18 protein-coding genes and 2 tRNA genes are annotated in these 20,185 nt (G+C 58.8%); 6 read left to right on the top strand and 14 right to left on the bottom strand.

What is annotated here, in order from left to right; translation table 11 throughout:
• Positions 1-6 precede the first annotated feature (6 nt).
• Positions 7-606 (top strand): GAF domain-containing protein, encoded by a 600-nt coding sequence (locus tag BLT54_RS02150; RefSeq protein ID WP_176832805.1) that lies wholly within the window; start codon positions 7-9, stop codon positions 604-606.
• 60 nt (positions 607-666) lie between these two features.
• Complete coding sequence (locus BLT54_RS02145) at positions 667-1,113, top strand: DUF6314 family protein (protein WP_074640549.1); 447 nt, start codon at positions 667-669, stop codon at positions 1,111-1,113.
• On the opposite strand, the gene BLT54_RS02140 is transcribed toward BLT54_RS02145, so the two are convergent.
• The 4 genes from BLT54_RS02140 to BLT54_RS02125 all read right to left on the bottom strand — a co-directional run bounded on the left by BLT54_RS02140 (position 1,067) and on the right by BLT54_RS02125 (position 4,221).
• Positions 1,067-1,753 carry a hypothetical protein gene (locus BLT54_RS02140; protein WP_074640548.1) on the bottom strand — a complete coding sequence of 229 codons (687 nt, stop codon included), beginning with the start codon at positions 1,751-1,753 and terminating at the stop codon, positions 1,067-1,069. The genes BLT54_RS02145 and BLT54_RS02140 overlap by 47 nt on opposite strands.
• Positions 1,754-1,854: 101 nt before the next feature.
• Complete coding sequence (locus BLT54_RS02135) at positions 1,855-2,280, bottom strand: DUF1284 domain-containing protein (protein ID WP_074641450.1); 426 nt, start codon at positions 2,278-2,280, stop codon at positions 1,855-1,857.
• A gap of 123 nt (positions 2,281-2,403) precedes the next feature.
• Positions 2,404-3,810, bottom strand: a complete 1,407-nt coding sequence (glnA, locus tag BLT54_RS02130) for a type I glutamate--ammonia ligase (protein WP_009571426.1) — start codon at positions 3,808-3,810, stop codon at positions 2,404-2,406.
• A 72-nt stretch (positions 3,811-3,882) separates the two neighbouring features.
• Positions 3,883-4,221, bottom strand: a complete 339-nt coding sequence (locus BLT54_RS02125) for a P-II family nitrogen regulator (protein WP_074640546.1) — start codon at positions 4,219-4,221, stop codon at positions 3,883-3,885.
• 262 nt (positions 4,222-4,483) lie between these two features.
• On the opposite strand from BLT54_RS02125, the gene BLT54_RS02120 reads away from it, so the two are divergent.
• The gene (locus BLT54_RS02120) at positions 4,484-6,058 is read left to right on the top strand and encodes a bifunctional ADP-dependent NAD(P)H-hydrate dehydratase/NAD(P)H-hydrate epimerase (RefSeq protein WP_074640545.1); all 1,575 of its coding nucleotides are present in this window, start codon (positions 4,484-4,486) and stop codon (positions 6,056-6,058) included.
• Between the two features lie 141 nt (positions 6,059-6,199).
• Here BLT54_RS02120 and BLT54_RS02115 read toward each other — a convergent pair whose 3' ends face one another.
• The gene (locus tag BLT54_RS02115; RefSeq protein WP_074640544.1) at positions 6,200-6,520 is read right to left on the bottom strand and encodes a Hint domain-containing protein; all 321 of its coding nucleotides are present in this window, start codon (positions 6,518-6,520) and stop codon (positions 6,200-6,202) included.
• A gap of 149 nt (positions 6,521-6,669) precedes the next feature.
• On the opposite strand from BLT54_RS02115, the gene BLT54_RS02110 reads away from it, so the two are divergent.
• A tRNA-Leu gene (locus BLT54_RS02110) sits at positions 6,670-6,754 on the top strand.
• A 106-nt stretch (positions 6,755-6,860) separates the two neighbouring features.
• Here the strand turns inward: BLT54_RS02110 and BLT54_RS02105 are convergent.
• The gene (locus tag BLT54_RS02105) at positions 6,861-9,446 is read right to left on the bottom strand and encodes a Hint domain-containing protein (protein ID WP_083351649.1); all 2,586 of its coding nucleotides are present in this window, start codon (positions 9,444-9,446) and stop codon (positions 6,861-6,863) included.
• Positions 9,447-9,769: 323 nt separating this feature from the next.
• On the opposite strand from BLT54_RS02105, the gene BLT54_RS02100 reads away from it, so the two are divergent.
• Positions 9,770-11,605, top strand: coding sequence for a Hint domain-containing protein (locus BLT54_RS02100; RefSeq protein ID WP_074640542.1), 1,836 nt, complete (start codon positions 9,770-9,772; stop codon positions 11,603-11,605).
• On the opposite strand, the gene BLT54_RS02095 is transcribed toward BLT54_RS02100, so the two are convergent.
• The 7 genes from BLT54_RS02095 to BLT54_RS02065 form a co-directional block, all read right to left on the bottom strand.
• Positions 11,571-12,509: an AEC family transporter gene (locus BLT54_RS02095; RefSeq protein WP_074640541.1), complete on the bottom strand. Its 939-nt coding sequence runs from the start codon at positions 12,507-12,509 to the stop codon at positions 11,571-11,573. The two genes, BLT54_RS02100 and BLT54_RS02095, sit on opposite strands and share 35 nt — an antisense overlap.
• 1 nt (position 12,510) lies before the next feature.
• A complete protein-coding gene (locus BLT54_RS02090; RefSeq protein WP_074640540.1) occupies positions 12,511-13,311 on the bottom strand; it encodes an MBL fold metallo-hydrolase in 801 nt (266 codons plus the stop codon).
• Positions 13,308-14,126 carry a TatD family hydrolase gene (locus BLT54_RS02085; RefSeq protein WP_074640538.1) on the bottom strand — a complete coding sequence of 273 codons (819 nt, stop codon included), beginning with the start codon at positions 14,124-14,126 and terminating at the stop codon, positions 13,308-13,310. Before BLT54_RS02085 ends, BLT54_RS02090 begins: the two co-directional genes overlap by 4 nt.
• 41 nt (positions 14,127-14,167) lie before the next feature.
• Complete coding sequence (locus tag BLT54_RS02080; RefSeq protein ID WP_074640537.1) at positions 14,168-15,334, bottom strand: DNA polymerase III subunit delta'; 1,167 nt, start codon at positions 15,332-15,334, stop codon at positions 14,168-14,170.
• The gene (gene tmk / locus BLT54_RS02075) at positions 15,331-15,963 is read right to left on the bottom strand and encodes a dTMP kinase (RefSeq protein WP_074640536.1); all 633 of its coding nucleotides are present in this window, start codon (positions 15,961-15,963) and stop codon (positions 15,331-15,333) included. The genes BLT54_RS02080 and tmk overlap by 4 nt, the downstream gene beginning before the upstream one ends.
• Positions 15,964-15,988: 25 nt before the next feature.
• On the bottom strand, positions 15,989-17,194 hold the full coding sequence (locus tag BLT54_RS02070) for a D-alanyl-D-alanine carboxypeptidase family protein (protein ID WP_143026716.1): 1,206 nt from the start codon (positions 17,192-17,194) through the stop codon (positions 15,989-15,991).
• Positions 17,195-17,294: 100 nt separating this feature from the next.
• Positions 17,295-18,224, bottom strand: coding sequence for an SPOR domain-containing protein (locus BLT54_RS02065; RefSeq protein WP_176832804.1), 930 nt, complete (start codon positions 18,222-18,224; stop codon positions 17,295-17,297).
• Between the two features lie 266 nt (positions 18,225-18,490).
• On the opposite strand from BLT54_RS02065, the gene BLT54_RS02060 reads away from it, so the two are divergent.
• Positions 18,491-18,580: transfer RNA gene (locus tag BLT54_RS02060), tRNA-Ser, on the top strand.
• A gap of 343 nt (positions 18,581-18,923) precedes the next feature.
• Here the strand turns inward: BLT54_RS02060 and ald are convergent.
• Positions 18,924-20,036 carry an alanine dehydrogenase gene (gene ald / locus BLT54_RS02055; RefSeq protein ID WP_074640534.1) on the bottom strand — a complete coding sequence of 371 codons (1,113 nt, stop codon included), beginning with the start codon at positions 20,034-20,036 and terminating at the stop codon, positions 18,924-18,926.
• Between the last annotated feature and the right edge of the window lie 149 nt (positions 20,037-20,185).

Below are 20,185 nucleotides of genomic sequence, written 5' to 3'. Positions count from 1 at the left end.
GATCATATGCGAGGAAACGATCAAATCGCTTTGGGGTTTGGGCAAGAACGTGGTATCTTGGTGGGGCGACGTTTGAACGGCGTGGACGGGAAGTGGACAAGCTCTGTGTTTGATTTTGCCGACCCCAAGCTGATGAGATTTGCGCAGCAGCTGCATGACGACATTCTGCCCTCCGGGGTGGTGATTTTTCGTGCCCGCACCGGGGAAGTCGCGCCGACACTTGAGGTTTTGGCCAACACCAACCACCCCGTGGGCCGAAAGTTGGACATATTGCTCGTGCCCCGTCTGACCATTGGCCATCTTGTGATTGAGATGAACCATGAATTGATCATCGACGATACGCTCTCTCATCCGCTGGTCAAAGACAGTGATGCGGTCACTGAAATGGGGATCATGGCCTATATCGGCGTGCCCTATCGTCTGAACGGGCAGGCGGTTGGCGGCGTGTCCGTCGTGCATCAACATCGCCGCCAATGGGCCAGCGAACATATCCAGGCCGTGCGCGATGTGGCGCGACAATTGGATAGTATTGTTGCGGACCGACATGCGCGTGGTCTGGTTGGCGAGGCCTTGCCAGACATCCGCATGGATTCACCCTTGCCGTGATCCGGTGTGGCCCTCTTTCATCCCCTTTGACCCTGCGTGCACCCGCGTTATAGAGGGGGCATGACGCTTCAGCTTGCCGATTTTACAGGACTTTGGACGATCTCACGCCAGATCGACGACCGCCGTGCCGCCTCTGGACAGGGTGCGGCACGGCTTGCGGGGACATGTGATTTTACCTTGGATTCAGAAGGGCTTATGCAAGAGGAACACGGGCTTTTGTACATGCCCGGCGTCGACACACCGTTTGAGGCCACCCGCCGCTATCTCTGGCGCGCAGAAGGTGCTTTGATCGCGGTGTTTTTTGACGATGGTCGATATTTTCACAGCTTTGACCCGACCCAAACCCATCCCGAGGCCGACCATGATTGCACCCCGGATCGCTACGAGGTGCGCTATGATTTCTCGAAGTGGCCGGTTTGGCGGGCGCGTTGGCGCGTGATCGGGCCGCGCAAGGATTACGTCAGCGTGACCGAATACTGTCGCACGTCCTCGACGGTGCGGGATTAAACAGTACAGCGTCTTGATGTGCGTGGGCGGGGCGTTCACAAGCGCGATGATCGCCGTGCGCGCGCTTTCCGGTCGCGTCGTCTTTTTTGCCTCTGTGCCAACGCTTTAGCCGGCATCCTGCGGGGCGGGGCCGGGGGGCGGGACGCGGGACCCGGATATAGTCGGGTGCCTCCGCCAACAGGGCAGCCTGTGCCGTCTCGGGCGCATCCTCTTCGGCCTTAGCCGCCGAAAATCCACTCATGCCGCTTTTCGGCACCGGGTTGAGGGCCAGTGGTGGCGGACTTTTGCCCGCATCATAAAGCCGGATGCCATAGGTTTGCGCCGTACTGCCATAGATATAGAGATCACGCGGTCCCAGAACGCTGCCATTCGGCCATGTCGGATGGCCGTTGTTGATGTCGCCCGTCAAAATATGCTGATCGCGTTGCCACAACAGATGATAGCGCTGGCTGGCATAGAAAAAGACCCGCATGAATTTATCTGCCGGATGGGTGAAGCTGTGCCACGGGATCGGGATGTCACAGGTCGCGACGCCGCCTTTGGGCAGGGTCAACACATCGCCGCGTTCAAACTGACGGATTTCGATGGATGAGGTGCTGTGATTGACGACTTTCGTCACTCTGGTGATTTCTAAAACCATGATTGCTCCCCCTTAAGATATGTTCATCAGGCCAAGGCGCAATGTCGGTTTCAAGGGGAATTTTAGCCCGGGAGAGTAAAGGGCGGGCAGGGGGCGGGTGCTCAGAGGTCTCCCGTCAGCCGCACGCCCGCAAAGCCTCCCTGCGCCACATCCGTGCACAGATCGGCCCAGTCGCACCCTTGGCAAGCGATGCGGACATGCCCACTGGCAAACCCCGCCCTCAATTGTTCAAGCCGGGCGGCATTCAGGGTAAGCCTTACCCCGACCGTGATCTCAAGCCCCAGCAAAGCCCCCACATCGCGCGCCGCCAAGGCATCGCGCGCGCCCACGCTGTCCCCATGACAATGCGCTGCGTCCTCCTTCAAAAGCGGCGCACAAATGTCGTCCGGCCCGTCCACGATTTCAATTTCCTCACCTTTGGACATCCGCGCGGCAATGCGGTCATAATTATGAACAAAATCAGGGGTATACCCTTTTCCCACATAGGTGAGCAGGCACAAAAGGTGATGCGGGCGGAGATGGATCATGGGCCAATCATGGTGGAGCGTGGTCCGGGACGCAAGATGCGCCCAAAGTTTTGGCGTATAAAGCGCCCAAAAGAAAAGGGCCCCCAAAGGAGCCCTTTCCAAATCTTTGTAAAACCGACCTGCTTAGCAGGAGTAGTACATTTTGTACTCGATCGGGTGCGGTGTGTGCTCGTAGGCGTACACTTCTTCCCATTTGAGGGCCATGTAGCCTTCAAGCTGGTCTTTGGTGAACACGTCGCCAGCCAGCAAGAAGTCCATGTCGGCTTCCAATTCTTCAAGCGCCTCGCGCAAGCTGCCGCAAACCGTCGGGATCGCTGCCAATTCTTCCGGCGGCAGATCGTAGAGGTCTTTGTCGGACGAGGGGCCCGGATCGATTTTGTTTTTGATGCCGTCGAGGCCAGCCATCAACAGGGCCGCAAAGCACAGGTACGGGTTGGCGGACGGGTCGGGGAAACGGGCCTCGACGCGTTTGGCTTTGGGGGATTCCGACCACGGGATACGCACACAGCCCGAGCGGTTGGAGGCGGAATACGCCCGCAAAACCGGAGCTTCGAAACCCGGGATCAAGCGTTTGTAGGAGTTGGTGGACGGGTTGGTGATCGCGTTCAACGCTTTGGCATGTTTCAAGATGCCGCCGATGAAATACAGCGCCTCTTGCGACAGGTCAGCGTATTTGTCGCCTGCGAACAACGGCTTGCCGTCTTTCCAGATCGACATGTTGACATGCATCCCGGTGCCGTTGTCGCCAGACATCGGTTTCGGCATGAAGGTCGCGGATTTGCCATAGGCATGGGCGACGTTGTGCACGACGTATTTGTATTTCTGGATCTCGTCCGCCTGCGTGGTCAGCGTTCCGAAGATCAGACCAAGCTCATGCTGACAAGAGGCCACCTCGTGGTGATGCTTGTCCACTTTCATGCCCATATTGGCCATGGTGGTCAGCATTTCGCCACGAATGTCCTGAGCGTCATCAATCGGGTTGACCGGGAAATAGCCGCCCTTGATGCCCGGACGATGGCCGGTGTTGCCCATTTCGTATTCGGTGTCGGAGTTCCACGCACCGTCAAGCGCGTCGATCTGGTAGGACACTTTGTTCATCGACACGGAGAAGCGCACGTCGTCGAACAGGAAGAATTCAGCTTCCGGGCCACAGTAGAAGGCGTCACCGATGCCCGAGGACTTCAGATAGGCCTCGGCTTTTTGTGCGGTGCCGCGCGGGTCGCGCTCATAGGCTTCGCCGGTGTCGGGTTCGACCACGGAGCAATGCACGCACATGGTTTTTTCCGCATAGAACGGGTCGATATAAACCGAATCCGGGTCCGGGATCAGTTTCATGTCGGATTTGTCGATGGATTTCCAACCGGCGATCGACGACCCGTCGAACATAAACCCGTCTTCAAAAAAGCCTTCATCGATTTCGGTGTAGCGCAGTGTGACGTGCTGCAGCTTGCCGCGCGGATCGGTGAACCGCACGTCGACGTATTGAACGTCTTCGTCTTTGATGGTCTGGAGAACGTCTTGGATGCTCATTGTGACCTTTTCCCTCTGAGTTAGAAAAACATAAATTGACATGAGGGCGGTTCACTCCGCCCCATGCCCCCCTTACAACGCGTCTTGGCCAGACTCGCCGGTGCGGATACGAATGGCTTGTTCGACCGGAGAGACGAAAATCTTGCCGTCGCCGATCTTGTCGGTTTTTGCCGCTGCAACAATCGCCTCAATCGCGCTGTCGACCTGATCGGCGGCCAGCACAACTTCGATTTTCACCTTCGGCAAAAAATCCACGACGTATTCTGCACCGCGGTACAGTTCTGTGTGGCCCTTTTGGCGCCCGAACCCCTTCACCTCGACAACCGAAAGACCCTGAACGCCAATATCTTGTAGCGCCTCTTTCACTTCGTCGAGCTTGAAGGGCTTGATGATCGCTTCGATCTTTTTCATCGACCTTCGACTCCCTAAACTTGGTTCGCTGACTGTCAGACCATTTCTCATCTGCCGCCACAATCGGCTAGGCTGGACTAAGCGAGAAAGCCCCACAGGATTCGCATGGCTCTGCTTATAATTTGTGCGATGCGAGTTTAAAATGTGCAAAAATAAAACTTTTGAGGAAAACTATGGCGGAACTTTTGACCAGTGCCCAAATGCGCGCCATTCCCACCGCGCCTTCAGGCGCGGTCGCAACGGTTGAGCGGAGGCCCAAACGATGACCGAACTCCTGACATCGGCCCAAATGCGCGCCATTGAACAGGCTGCGATTGCCTCCGGATCAGTCACCGGGCTGACCCTGATGGAGCGCGCCGGGCAGGGTGTCGTGGACGCCATCCTGAAGGAATGGCCCGAGCTTGCCCTCACCGCGCACAAAGCCGTGGTCCTCTGTGGTCCCGGTAACAATGGCGGTGACGGATTTGTCGTCGCCCGCCTCCTGAAACAGCGCGGTTGGGAGGTGGAGGTGTTTCTCTATGGCGACCCCGAAAAACTCCCGCCGGATGCGCGGGCGAATTATAAGCGGTGGGGGGAATTGGGGGCGGTATTACCCTGTGAAGATGACACGTTTGATGGGGCATTTCCGACAGACGATCCGCCGTCCATTGTGGTCGATGCGCTTTTGGGCACGGGCCTCACGCGGCCCTTTCTTTCATTCAGGCATCTCTCAATGTTGCTCAACACATGTCAGAGCCAGTGGAAAACGCGGCGCATTGGGCCGCGAGTTGTTGCCGTAGATGTGCCAAGTGGGCTGTGCGCTGACTCCGGAAAATGGCTTGGGGACGATCAGCCCTTAGATTTTGCAAATGTCGCAAATCTTACGGTCTCGTTTCATGCAAAGAAATTGGGTCACGTTTTGGCGAATGGCCCTCAGTGCTGCGGCAAAACGGTTGTCGCGGATATTGGATTGAGACATGCAATGGAGGCATCGCACGTTCTTTCGGTCGAACATGGTTCGCAACCAAATTTTCTGACAAAGCGGGCGATCCAACACAAATACACCCACGGTCACGCCCTCATCCTCTCCGGCCCCTCTGGCAAAACCGGTGCGGCGCGTCTGGCTGCCCGCGCGGCTTTGCGGGTTGGGGCGGGGCTTGTGACCCTTGGCACAGCTCATGACGCGCTGTTTGAAAATGCGGCACAGCTCACCGCCATCATGCTCACGGAAATTGATGGGGTTGAGGCGCTGACCGAAACGCTCAAAGACAGCCGCATCAACGCGCTTTGCATCGGGCCGGGCTTTGGCGTTGAACGGGCAGGGGCGGTTCTGCCTGTTCTGCTGGCCGCCAAGCGCCCCACGGTGCTGGATGCCGATGCGCTGACGGCGCTCTCGCAGGACGAGGGTCTGTTCGCCGCCCTGCATCCCGGCTGCGTCCTCACGCCCCATGCGGGCGAATTCAAACGGCTGTTCCCGGACCTCACCGCCAAACTCGACGCGCCCGCCACCACAGGTCCGGCCTATTCCAAACTCGATGCTACCCGTGAGGCCGCCAAACGTGCCGGGTGCGTGGTTTTGTTCAAAGGCCCCGATACGGTGATTGCCGCCCCCGATGGCCGCGCCACTGTCAACGCTGCCGTGTATGAGCGGGCCGCACCCTGGCTTGCCACCGCTGGGTCTGGCGATGTGTTGGCCGGGATCATCACCGGGCTTTTGGCACGCGGGTTTTCGCCGCATCGGGCCGCCGAAACCGGCGCCTGGCTTCACACTGAGGCCGCGCGCAGCTTTGGCCCCGGTTTGATCGCGGAAGATTTGCCAGAGGAATTGCCGAAGGTGTTTCGTCAGCTTGGGCTATGAGTATTTGGGCTGCAATGAAGGGGGCGGCACAGTCTTTCAGGCTTTCGGGTCCAAATCCGCAAAATCCGGGGCGGTACAACAGCAAGACATGAAAAAGCGCGCCTAAAAATACGTCACTTTTGTCGGGAACTCGGCCGGTGATCAGGCCGCGAAGGGCAATCCGCTTTCGCTCATCACCAAAACGCCCCCGGCATAGATCGCTTCTTCGCGCTCAAACACCAATTTGAATCGTTTTGGCGCAAGCGTGTCGATGTCGCGCAGGCGGCGCATTCCGGCGCGGGTGATGATCCGATCACCCGGTTCAAGGTATTCAACCGGCAGGATTCCATCCGCCGTCATTACCTCAGTACCCATGGGCAAGCCATTGGCGTAATTGGAGAAAATATCCTGCACGCGAAGTCGTTGAGACGGATTACGCCCGTCATAACGCTCATTCTCGTGCCCGCTGCCGTTATCGGTCATGTCAGGGCCTTATTATGCGACTGCCTCAGTAGATTGACCCAGAATATGGCAATTTTTGGTTACCGGATAGGATTTTTTACGATTTGCCCCGCGATACCCGTGTTTTGTGGCTGGCATCAGGGAATGCAGTTTGCTAATTGAAGCGCCACGCGGGTGTGGCGAAATTGGTAGACGCACTAGATTTAGGTTCTAGCGCCGCAAGGCGTGGGGGTTCAAGTCCCTCCACCCGCACCAAATCCTTTCCTATGGAAAAGTGCAAACCATCCCCAAAATTTGTTCATGACGTGTATGACGCGTTCGAACTTATTGGCTTGAACGCCCAGATTTCTATTCAAAGGCTTTAGGCGACCAAAAGTCCCGCCTCATGCGCTTTTAAGCATTTGCGTGCGGTGTCGCCATGGCCCGAGGGCAGGGCGCGCAGCTCTGGGAACAGGCCAAACAGCTCATCACGCGCCGCATCTGCCACGCCTGTGAGTGAGTAATCCGAGACATGGAAACTCTCGGAAGGGGCGTCTTCGGCAAAGATCACCTCATGGGCGTCAAACATCAGGTGGTAATAGGTGACAAGCCCACCGACACGCGGTCGGATCGTGCTGTCATTGACCAGGTGTTTTGCAGCGGCAAAGACCTCTGAGGCACCAAAATGCATCTCCGCCTGCCAGCCTTTCAGCAACATCCGGTGTTGTGGTGAGACGATCAGAGTGTCGGAATTGCCCAAAGCGCCTTTGGCAATCTCGATCGGGGCAAACCGCCCCAGGGCGGGCACTTCGCGCGCACCAATCCAGCGCAGCGGTTGCGGGCCATGATCGAGCGTCAACACCAGGTCTCCGCGCTTCAGGTCTTCGACCCGGCGCGGACCATAAGGCGTGGCCACACGGGTGCCTTTGCCAAAGCAAATCACGGTTTCGATGTTGGAGAAAGTGATGGTTGTGCCATCGACCAATGTCAGGGAGCCGCTTTCGGGATCGGCTTCGTCATAGACAATCGAACCATGTACAAAGTTGGACCCCAACAGAGACAGGTCCAACACATCGCCCGTGTCACTGTCGCCGGTTTCCGAGCCGATGATGTTGATCGCATTGCCGTCCAATTGCGACGGGTCGATAATGATCGTATCATTGCCCTCGCCGCCGGTGATCGTGTCGCCGCCACCGGCGTAGATCGTATCGTCGCCGTCGCCGCCGTCGATCAGATCGGCACCAGCGCCGCCAATGATCGTGTCATTGCCCGTGCCACCATAAAGTTCGTCGTCGCCACCCGCGCCATCGAGGTAATCGTCGCCCGCACCGCCATAAAAGACGTTGGTATAGCTGTCGACGCCATCGGTGCTTTGGCCATCAAAGCCGATCAACGTGTCGTCAAAATCCGACCCGATGATGCCATCAATGCCGGAGCCACTGTCGCCCGTCGCATCGCCGCCAGAGAAAGTGCCGTTGGCCAGATTGACGCTCACACCGGCGCTTGAGGCGGAATAATCTACGGTGTCCTGACCGGAGCCACCGCTCATGCTATCGCTGCCCGCGCCGCCGATGAACGTGTCATTGCCGGTGCCGCCGCTCATCGTATCGTCGCCCGCACCCCCGATCAGCGTGTCATTGCCGTCTTCGCCAAAGAGCACGTCAGTGCCGTCACCGCCATCCAGAATGTCATCGCCGGTGCCGCCGTAAACGGTGTCATTGCCATCGCCGGCCACAACCGCGTCGTTGCCGGTGCCGCCGTAAACCGTGTCATCGCCAAGACCCGCGTCAATCGTGTCATTGCCCGCGCCCGCGTCGATCACATCGTCATAATCGGCATAGATCGCCTCAAAAGTGACGTCAGAAATATTGATGCCCTGATACCCGGTATCGGCATTGCCATAGGTGATTGTAAACGACGAGACAGGGCCTGAGATTTCAACCAAGATCGCGCCATTTGCGTTTCCGGCGGTGATCCCTGTGGCATCTGCGGTGCCGGTGGCGGTGTTGCCCGAAACGGAGACAGCCCCTTCGGAGGTGATTGTGACCGCAACGGGATTGCCGTCGGCATCAACCGCTGTGATGGTGATCGTATCCGTGAAACTGTAAACGTCGAGATCACTGATCCGAAAAGAGACATTTTGCACCTCGTCGGCCATAGCCCCGGTCGCAGAGGAGAAATCGAAGGTCAGGCTTGAGGTGTCAGAGCCGCCGCCCGAACTGTTATCGCCCAGCAAAAGCACCGAGCTGTCCCGGTCGAAATCGCCGTTTTCGGTGTAGAGGGTTTCATTTGATATGGTGGCGGATTGGCCCGGACCCAGATCGGTATAGCTGACATCAACTTGCACACCGTTGATGTCGGTCGACAGGCCACCCGCAATCGAACTGCCGTCGGTCCCAAGCGTTTCCCAACTGAACGTGCTTTCAACCGCGATCCCCTGATCCACCATTTCGCCTTGGGGGTCTTGGGTGGTGGTGCTGTTGATCGTGTCGTCGCCTGCGGTGCCTTCGATGACCCCATCGGTGTAATCGGCATAGCTGAACACCTGATCCGGGGTTGAATCCGTGGCATCGGGCAGGGAGTCATAGGCGACGACCTGATAGGTATGTCCCGGAATCAGCGGCGATTCAGACAGGGTATATGTGCCCGCCGCCGCGCCATTTTCCACGTCGAGAGAGGCGATTTGAAACACTTCGCCCGTGGTCATGTCTTTGACCGTCCAAACGGCTTCGGCGTCAATATTCGATCCGGTGGAGGTGTTCGCCCCCACGGTCACGGTGCCAGTTGTGCCGCTTTCCCCCGCATTGTCGTCGGTCAGCGCCGTTTGATTGACGCCTGTGCCCGTGTCGTTGATCAATGCCGAGCCTTCAGCCACGCTGGGGCCAGCATAGGTGAATGTCGATCCCGTGGTGTTCGAGATAAAGCTCGTCGGGGTGATCGTATAAAAATTCAGGTCATAGACGGCCATGGGAGTCCACTGGGTACGAGGTCAAAATCTAACGCCCGCAGAGAGCATGCGTTTCAGCAGGCCTTTGCGGATCTTGGTTAATGCTTTGACGCTGGTTTGAGGCGGGATTGGGGCAGGTTTGGGCAATTCATGTGAAATTTGGGGGCTTATGCGGCAGTGGTTTCGACGTGATGGTCTTTCGGACCGCTGTTCGCAAGCGAATTTCAGGCAATAAAATCAAATTTTAACAAGGTAGAGGGCAAGGATTCACCTTTTATCAGTCCCCGTTTTTTATGGTGAAACGTGCTGTGATCGGCCTCAAGACGGTCTTTTGGGTGTAAAACATGACGACTTTTTTTCTTCGTGGATATGATCTGAGTGATTTTTATTCGTCGACGGGTTCCGTAACGGTTTCTCCGGGCGATGTCATCCAACTTGCGCCCACTTGGGACGCGGCCTCTGATTATCTTCAGGTCAACGTCACCGATGATGAGGGCACCTTTCACGGTGACGCCAACTCTGACGAGGTTGGCAGTGACAGCAACCAATTCGGGACCATTAAAGATTCGGCTGGCAATACCTTGGCCAGTGGCCAGATTTACCTCGAAGAGCGCATCACCCTCTCCGATGGCGAGGGCAATATTGTCTATGTCTATGTGGTTGAAATGGGTGGTGGCGAGCAAGCGGTCCTCACCAACCCGCCCATCGTTCCCGGCGTCACCTATTCTGTGTCCGCCGTGGACAACGTCGATACCAGTTTGGGAACCGTACCCAATTACAATGATTTTTCCTGGTCGCCCTATGATGCCGCAATTGGCCAGACCTATGACGGGGGGGCCTTTTCCGATCAGATCGAAGCGGGGGGCGGGAATGACACCGTATACTCCGGCGGCGGCGCCGATACCGTTTATGGCGGCGATGGCAACGATACGATTTATTACGGAACGGGCGGCGCGACCCAGTCGGATGGTGACACCGTCTATGGCGGCGAAGGCGACGATGTCATCGACGATGTCGGTGGGGCCGAATACGTGTATGACGATACGCTGTATGGCGAAGGTGGCAATGACATCCTCTACGGCGGCGGCGGGGATGATGAGATTTACGGCGGTGCGGGGGGCGACTTTATAGCCGGTGAAACGGGCAATGACGAGCTGTTTGGCGGCGAGGGTGCGGATCAGATTTCCGGTGGTGAAGGCTATGACATCATCGTCGGCGGTGCCGGGGATGATATGCTCTCGGGCGGGGCTGACGACGATGTGCTCGTCTTTCAGGACGGCTCAGGCATTGATGTCATTACTGATTTTGACATGAGGGATGACGATCTAAACGGCGTCACCAATGATCAGTTCGATGTCTCCGCCTTGACCGACGCCAATGGCAACCCGGTCAATGCATGGGATGTGGTGGTCAGCGATGATGGGACCGGTAGTGCGGTTTTGACCTTTCCGAATGGCGAAAGCGTCACGCTTTGGGGCGTCTCGCCCACACAGGTCGATACCGCGCCGGAACTCTATTCCATCGGCATTCCCTGTTATGTCTCGGGCACCCGGATCATGACCCCTTCGGGAGAAGTGCCTGTCGAGGATTTGCGTGCGGGGGATCAGGTGACGACGCTTGGGGCCGGGCCGCAGCCGCTGTTGTGGCATGGCAAGCGCTGCCTGGGGCGTGACATTTTGGCCGAGCATCCCGAACTTTTGCCGGTGCTGATCCGCAATGGCACATTTGGCAATCGCGGCGATCTTTTGGTTTCGCCGCAACATGGGATTTACGTGCCTGACCCCCGGATCAGCCCAGATGCGGGCGCACACCGGGTTTTTGCGCGCGCCAAACATCTTGTGTCGACACAGGCGGGGGTGCGCGTGGCGTGGGGCAAACGGGAGGTGTGTTATCACCATCTGTTGCTGCCGCGTCATGCGGTGATCATCGCCAATGGGGCTCTGTCGGAAAGCCTCTATCCCGGGCGCTTTGCGTTATCGGGATTTGACCGCGTGGCAAGGGCCGAACTTTTCGGCCTTTTCCCCGCGCTCGAAGCGATCTTGCGTGTGCCGCGCACCGCTTTTGATCCTGTAAAGGCTGATCTTGTGACGACACAGCTCTACGGTCCGCCCGCGCATCCCTATCTGACCGGGGCGCGCTGCGCCGTTATGGCAGGATCACCAGCCAACACCAGATGGTGACAATCGACAGCGCCGTGGCAATCAACACGGAGGAGGCGGCCACTCGTTTCGCAACCCCGTACATATTGGCGAACAGATAGGCATTGACGCCGGGTGCCATGGCGGCGGTGATCGTGGCGGAGCGCAAGGGCGGGGTCGCAAGGCCAAAACCAAAATGCGCCAAACCATAGGTGACCGCCGGGTGCAGGATGAGTGAGGCGAACACGGCCCAAGCGATGATGCGCATGTCGCCTTCGGGCCGATAGCGCAGCAACACGCCGCCCAACCCGAACAGCGCCGCCGGGATCGCGGCCTTATTCATCATAAACACCGCGTCCCAGATCGGTTGCGGCAAGCGGATGCCGCCAACATTGACGATCCACCCGGCCAAAATGCCCAAAACCAAAGGGTTACGCAGGATCGCGGTGCCGATTTGCCGGATCAACCGCATCGCCGAAAGACCCTGTCCCGCCGTGCGCGCCAGCTCCATCGCGGTGATGCCAATGGCATAGAGCAGCGGCGCATGGATCGAAATGATCGCGAAATTCCAACTCAGCGCATCGGCACCGTAAGCACGCTCTGTGATCGGAATCCCAAGCAGGAGCGAATTGGAAAACAACCCGATAAAGCCGATGGCGACACTGTCGGTCAGATCGCGTTTGAACAGGTAGCGCGCGCCCAAAAAGCCGAAAATTCCGCCCGAAAACGCGCCTGCGTAAAAGGAGATCAGGATCGGCGGGTGAAAATTATGCGCCAGATCAATCCGCGCAATGCCCGCGAACAACAGCGTCGGCACGGCAAAGTTTTGGGCGAATTTCATCACCCCGTCGATGGTCGTATCCGACACCCAACGCCGCCACGCCGCCACATAGCCAAAGCCAATGACGATGAACACCGGCAAGATGACGTCGATCAGCGCTTGCATGTCAGATCGCGCCCGTGATCGGCAAGACCATGCCATCATGCGCCGGGATGATGTGATCGGCGGTCTCGGCATCGACCGTATCGTGATCAATGTCGACATGCATATTGGTCAACACAGAACGGCGGGGGGCGAGGCGGTCGATCCATTCCAATGTGAGCGCCAAATGGGCGTGGGACGGGTGTGGTTTATAGCGCAGCGCGTCGATCACAAAAGTATCAAGCCCGTTGAGCAGGGACCAACTGGCCTCATGGATTGCAAGCACATCTGGGATATAGGCCAGATCGCCGATGCGAAAGCCAAGGGCGTTGATCTGACCGTGATTGACCGGGACCGGGGTAAAGGTGATCGGCCCGCCGGGACCGTCGATGGTCACCGGGCCGCGAATGGCATGAAGGTCCAAAATCGGCGGATAATTCGAGCCCTCGGGTTGCACAAAAGCATAGCCAAAGCGCGAGATCAGATCGTTTTCCGTCTCGCTGTCGGCCCAGACTTTGACCCGCTCGCGCATGTTGAACACGATCTGGCGCAGGTCATCGAGACCATGGACGTGATCGGCATGGGGATGGGTGTAAATCACCCCATCAAGCCGCGTCGTGCCCGTCATCAACAACTGTTCGCGCATATCGGGCGAAGTGTCGATCAACACGGTGGTGGTGCCGTCCGGTCCATCACGTTCGACCAGGGCGGAACAGCGCATCCGGCGGTTTTTGGGATTGTTCGGATCACAATCGCCCCAAATCCCGCCAATGCGCGGCACACCGCCCGAGGAGCCACAGCCCAAAATGGTAAAACGCGCGCTCATTGCGGGTCCCCGGGGAGCACGGCCTTGGTGAACAGGCGTTCGAAATTGGCCTCCGTGAGGGCGGCAAACGCGGCGTAGTCCATGCCAAAGGTCTCGGCGGCGATGGCGGCGGTTTTGGCGGTGTAGGCGGGTTCATTGCGCCGTCCGCGATGCGGCGGCGGGGCCAGATAGGGGCTGTCGGTTTCGACCAGAATCCGGTCTTTTGGCACGTCGCGGAAAATATCGCGCAGCTCGCCGGATTTCGGAAACGCCGTGATCCCCGACATCGACAGGTAACAGTTCAACTCAAGCGCCGCTTCGGCCAAGGCGCGCGAGGAAGAAAAACAATGCATGACACAAGGATAGGCGCCGATCTTGTATTCTTCGGTCAACAGTTGTGCCATGTCCTCATCCGCGCCGCGGGCATGGATGATCAGCGGCAATTGGGTCTGACGCGCCGCCTCGATATGCAGGCGCAGACTGTGCTTTTGCACCTCGGCGCTCTCGGCGGTGTAATGATAATCAAGGCCGGTTTCGCCAATGGCGACAAATTTCGGGTGCTGCGCCAGCGCCACCAAGCCCTCGACCGTTACCATCGGTTCCTCGGCCACGGACATCGGATGGGTGCCCGCCGCCCAAAACACGGGGGCATAGGCCTCTGAGATGGCTTTCACTTGATCAACGTTTTTCAACTTGGTGCAGATCGTCACCATCCGGTGCACGCCTGCGGCTATCGCGCGGTCGATCACCTCGGGCAATTCCTCGGAAAAGTCAGGGAAATCAATATGGCAATGGCTGTCAGTGAGGCGCGGGGGGAGGCTGGAAGGCGTGGTCATGAGGCTGCTCTAAATCTATCGACCGCCGGGCGCAAAATGGATTATCCAGCGATGCGGGTGGCCGTGTCGTTGATCTTAAATACCATATCTAGGATCAGGGCGGCGGGGTCAAGGTTGACGGCCTTGGCATGGGCCGCGCGGGCCGAAAGCTCCTGTTGCAACACCGCCCAATCGCGGGCGGCAAAGCCATCGGGGGCCAAACGCCGCATCACATCGGCCTCACCGGGGGCGGCCTCGACAATCGGCGGACGCCCGGCCCCGGTGCGCGCCAACCGGGTCAAAAACCGATCGATCAACCCAAGGGTCAATTCATAGCGGTCCACATTGGCCGGACCGACACAGGCTTCGGCCAGTTTCAACGCCCGGCCACGATCCAACTGGGGCAGGGTGGCAAACAGCGCCACCACATCGCGATAGGCGGCCAATCCGTCCAAATTCGTCAAGCGCAGCGCCTCCCCAACTGATCCGGCTGAGAGTTCAGCCAATGCGTCTGACTGCTCTGCGCCGTCAAAGCCCGCCGCGTCAAGAGCGCGGGCCAAATCATCAGGCACAAGCGGGCCAAGACGCAATTCGCGACACCGCGAGCGGATGGTCGGCAAAAGCCGGGTCGGTTGATGCGAAATCAGCAAAAGCGTGGAATGTTTCGGCGGCTCTTCCAAGGTCTTGAGCAGGGCGTTGGCGGCGGAGACGTTCATCTCATCGGCACTGTCGACGATCACCACGCGACGACCGCCATCGGCGGCGGACATGTGGAAAAACCCATTGAGCTTGCGCACCTCATCGACCGAAATCCCCGCGCCGAATTTGTTTTTCTTTTCATCCCAGGTGCGGCGGATCAGACAGAGACGCGGCTCGGCCAGTTGCGCCGAGCGGCGATAGATCGGGTTGTCATGGCCGATGTCGAGATGGGTGGGGACAGGCGGGGCCTCACCAAAAAGACCCGTGCCTTGTCCGCCGTGCCCGTCTTGGCCCTCAACCGGTTGAGACAGCAAAAACCGGGCAATGCGCCATGCGAGCGTGGCCTTGCCGACGCCACGCGGGCCGGTGATCAGCCAGGCGTGATGCAGGCGATGCGAGGTGAAGGCGTCGAGAAAATCGGCCTCTGCCTGGGCTTGGCCAAAGAGTGTTGTGGTCTTGCGTGGATGCGGTGCTCCGGGGGCGCAATCGGCCTCGGGCAGATCTTCGATCTCACCAACGGGGGCTCTCATGGGCGGGCCTGTTGTGTCGTCCGCACAAGGCGGGCGGTGACCAGATCGGCCACCTCGCGGGCCACCACGTCAATGTCGCGCCCGGCGTCAATCACGGTGAAGCGCGGATAGGTCCGGGCCAGTGCCAAAAACGCGGCGCGGCATTTTTCCTGAAAATCCTGACCGAAATCTTCAAACCGCTCTTCGACGGTTCGGCGGCCCTTGGCACGGGCCAATCCAATGGCGGGGTCCATATCAAACAACAGGGTCATGTCCGGCTCGATCCCGATCATTTCGTCATGCAGGCGGTTGACCTTGGCCTGAAGATCGCCACGGGTGACGCCTTGGAACACGCGGGTGGAATCGGCAAAGCGATCACAGATCACCACCTGTCCGGCGTTGAGCGCGGGGAGGATGGTTTTTTCCATGTGATCGCGGCGCGCGGCGGTGAAGAGCAAAATCTCGGTCTCCGCCGACCAGCGATCCGGGTCACCTTCGAGCACCAGCGCGCGGATTTCTTCGGCCCCTTTGGAGCCACCCGGTTCGCGGGTGTGGATCACGTCAAAGCCCGCCACGCGCAGGGTCTCGGCCAAAAGCCGGGCTTGGGTGGACTTGCCGGACCCGTCGATGCCCTCGAAACTGATGAACATGGCGCTCCTGTCGGTGTTGGTTCGTCTATTCGGACACGGCCAATCCCGTTTGTCCCTCCAACTTGTCCTTAAGCACCACGAAGGCGGTGCGCAAGCGCGGGACCAACCCGCCGCGCGCGATGGAGCGGTCAGCGATCAAGGGAATGCGGGCTTCGGGCAGATCTTGGCGTGCGATCACCAGCTCGGCCAAAACGTCGCCTTGGGTGATCGGGGCCTCAAACGGGCCAGTGTAGACCACCTTTGCGCTGCCGTCTTCAAGTTGGGAGCCGGGCAGGAGCACGGAAATATCTTCGCCCGCGACCAAACCGACCTCGGTGTCATCGCCCATCCAGACCTGCGCTTTGGCAAACTCATGGCCTTTTTCGGCAATGGGCTTTTCGGCGAATTGGCGAAAGGCCCAGTTGACGACGCGCTCAGATTCCTGTGCCCGATCCGCCATCGAGTCGAGCCCCGAGAGCACAAACACCACCCGGCGTGTGCCTTGGGTGGCCGAGCCAACCAGACCATATCCGGATTCTTCGGTGTGGCCGGTTTTCAACCCATCTGCACCAATGCCAAGTTTCAACAGTGGGTTGCGGTTGTGCCGGTTTTGCGGCGCGCGGTTGTCGTAGGGGAATTCCAACTGACCAAAATAGCCATAATATTCCGGAAATTCGGTGATCAAGCGGATCGCCAGCATACCCAGATCCTGCATTGACATCCGTTGATTTGGGTTGGGCCAGCCGGAGGCATTGGCAAAGGTCGAATTGTTCATGCCAAGCGCCTTGGCGCGGTCATTCATCAGGCGGGCGAAATTGTCTTCGGTGCCGCCAAGCCCCTCGGCCACCACGACACAGGCGTCATTGCCCGACAGCACGATGATGCCCTGGATCAGCTCTTCGACGCTGGGACGATCGGTTTCGTTGAGGAACATGGTGGAGCCACCAATGCTTTTGGCCCGGGTTGAGACAGAAAACCGGGTGTCCAATGTCACCCGGCCATCGCGCAAGGCCTCGAACAACATGTTGAGCGTCATCAATTTTGACATCGACGCCGGCGGCAGTGGGGTTTGGGAGTTCTTGTCCATCAACAGCGTTTCGCTGGTCAAATCATAGACCCACGCCGCACCTGCCCGCGTTTCAAAGGCGGCGGCGGGCGTGGCGATACCCGTCAGGGTGAGACAAAAGACGAGGCTTTGGGCAAAGCGACGAAATATGTGGCGAAACGTGGTTTGAGGTAGCGTGCGGAGCATGGAGAGGTATCAATCCTTGGTCTTATGGCCAGAGGGGTCAACAAGGGCCATCGGTGCGGCGGCCCCCATCGGTCTCAGGGTTCGGGCTTGGAACAGGCCCTTAATGGGTCACAGAATAGGCGTCCGTGAAGCCCGCTTTTTTCACTTTTTCGAGAAGAGCGTTGCGTTCAGAGGCAGAAGACGCCGGGCCGACCACAACGCGCCAGAAGGATTTGCCGTTGGAATTGCCGGGTTTGACGGTCGCGACAAGCCCTTGTGAGGCGAGCATTTGAACGGTGCGTTCAGCATTGGCCTCGACCGAGAAAATTCCGATCTGCAAATAGGGTTTGTCCATCGTCGATGCCGCAGCTTTGGCAGCCGGTGGGGTTGCGGTGGCAGCGGGTGCTGGGGCGGGCGCGTCGATCGCATCCAAAGTGGCGGCGACATCGGCGATAGGGTCATCCAAGGGGGCCGCCGCGATGGTTTCCGTTTCGGCAATGGTCGCCACGGTTTCCGGCTCCGGTGCCACGTCTTCGCGACGCAGCGCGGTGATGTTCAACTCGGCCGGAGACCCGGCCAGCATGCCAAGCGCGTCGGCGGCATCAGACGAGACCTGAACGCCGGGGCCGGGCGAGGTGACTTCGCGTTTGAACAGTGCGCCGATGACGAATTTGCCATTTTGGGTGTTGCGGATGATCACGCGTTCGGGGTCTGTGACCTTGGCATGGGCCACCCAAACCCCGCCGAGCGACGGACGCCCGTCCCAAAGGCCCTTATCGGTGACCTGAAACACATCGGGCGCTTCGACGTCGCGCTCAACCAATTTGGTCGAGGTCGAGGCGGGCGCGGGGCCGTTTGTAGGGGCTTTCAAACTGTCGAAAAAGCTTTGCCCGTCTTGGCAGGCCGCAAGGGCGAGGACGGAGGAGACCAACAAAGCCAGATGCAATGTGCGTGAGAAACTGTCTTTGGATGTGATGTAGCGGTCGGCCTGCGCGGTTTGCCCGGCCTCTGCGTGCCCTGCGTGCATGGAATGGCCCATGATATTGCCCATGTTGTTGCCCCGTGATCCCTTATGCGTGCCTGTTGCGGCACGGGTCTTATTTGCTCTGCTCTGCTCTGGTCCAATGCGCAGCCCGGGCCAAATGGGGCGGGGGCGCACATAGATTGTGTGCAGTCTAACCTCAGAGCCCCAAACAGGAAAGCCCCGCGTGCGGTGTTGGGCGAAAATCGGCAGAGGAAAGGCCAAGAAATGAATGTCATGGGTTTTAGAATCAAAACAGGGAGGCTAATCCTGTCCGAACCCGCTTTACGGCTCTAGGAGGAGTGGCAGAGTGGTCGAATGCACCGGTCTTGAAAACCGGCGTGCGTGAAAGCGTACCGTGGGTTCGAATCCCACCTCCTCCGCCATTTAACAGTTTTATCCGCTTTGAATAGGTCGCCTTGGGCGGCCTTTTTCTTTGATTATCACGCGATCGTGCGGGGTTTCCTTTTTGTTGAATTTTTTGGTGTGTCCCATGTGCTTTTCTTGAGTGGCACAAGGTAGCGTTGAGATAGCGTCGGGAATTATGGGCGGTAAGGTCACCAAAATCCTAGCGGACGACGCGGAGCAGCCAAACCCGGACGACGATCACTTCAGAGGCTCAGTGATTTCTGTGCCCATGGCCTCTCTTTTGCACATCGCGGCGCCTTATGTTCGCTGGGATCGGCCCGCCCATCCAAAGACAGGCGGGCCTTGGTGGTTTTGTGCGGCTTACAGCACGCTTTCGGCAGGCACCGTGTTGAGGCCCAGAGCGGCGCCGACGGCGGCGTAGGTCAGTTGGCCGGCATGGACATTGAGCCCGTTCAAAAGGTGGGGATCGGCGCGGCAGGCGTCTTGCCAGCCCTTGTTGGCCAAAGCCAACACAAAGGGCATCGTGGCATTGCCAAGCGCCAGCGTCGAACTGCGCGCCACGGCACCGGGCATATTGGCGACGCAGTAATGCATCACGCCATCGACCTCATAGATTGGATTTTGGTGGGTGGTGGCACGCGAGGTTTCAAAACAGCCACCCTGATCAATCGCCACATCGACCAGAACCGCACCGGGTTTGAGCTCTTTCAACTGATCGCGGGAGATCAGTTTGGGGGCGGCGGCACCGGGGATGAGGACCGCGCCAACAATCATGTCGGCTTCACGGGCCAATTCCATGGTTGCGGCCTTGGAGGCGTAGCCGGTTTTGAACACACCGCCGAATTGATCGTCGAGCTGCCGCAAACGCGGCAGGGAGCGGTCCAACACGGTGACATCCGCGCCCATGCCCGCCGCAATCCGCGCCGCATGGGTGCCAACAACGCCGCCGCCGATGACCAGCACACGCGCCGGGGCCACGCCCGGCACGCCGCCCATCAAAACGCCGCGCCCGCCATTGGCCTTTTGCAAGGTCCATGCGCCAACTTGCGGTGCCAAACGCCCCGCCACTTCGGACATCGGGGCCAAAAGCGGCAAGCCGCCGCGCGCGTCGGTCACGGTTTCATAGGCGATGCAGGTCGCACCAGAGGCCAAAAGTGCCTTGGTTTGCACGGGGTCGGGGGCGAGATGCAGATAGGTGAAGAGGATTTGACCCGCGCGCAGCATGGCGCATTCGACCGGCTGTGGCTCTTTGACTTTGACGATCATGTCGGCGCGTTCAAACACGGTGGCGGCGTCCGGGGCAATCTCTGCCCCTGCGGTGATATAATCGTCATCGGTGAAACCCGCGCCAGCCCCTGCGCCGGTTTCGATCAATACGGTATGGCCATGTGCCACGGCTTCGGCCGCGGCGTCGGGGGTGAGGCCGACACGGAATTCTTGGGGTTTAATCTCTTTCGGGCAACCGATGCGCATAAATATCTCCTGTTGGATTGCGATGTGGTTGCCGAGAGTTTCACCCGATTTTGGGGAGATATCGTGCCGAAATGAAAGGGTGCCGGGTGAAATATGGGAGGATATGCCGATTTTTAGAAGAAATATGGTCGATGTTTGCGCTGCAACGC

This window comes from Celeribacter baekdonensis (genome assembly GCF_900102315.1).
GTDB lineage: Bacteria > Pseudomonadota > Alphaproteobacteria > Rhodobacterales > Rhodobacteraceae > Celeribacter > Celeribacter baekdonensis.
This window is presented reverse-complemented; position numbering and strand designations above follow the sequence as displayed.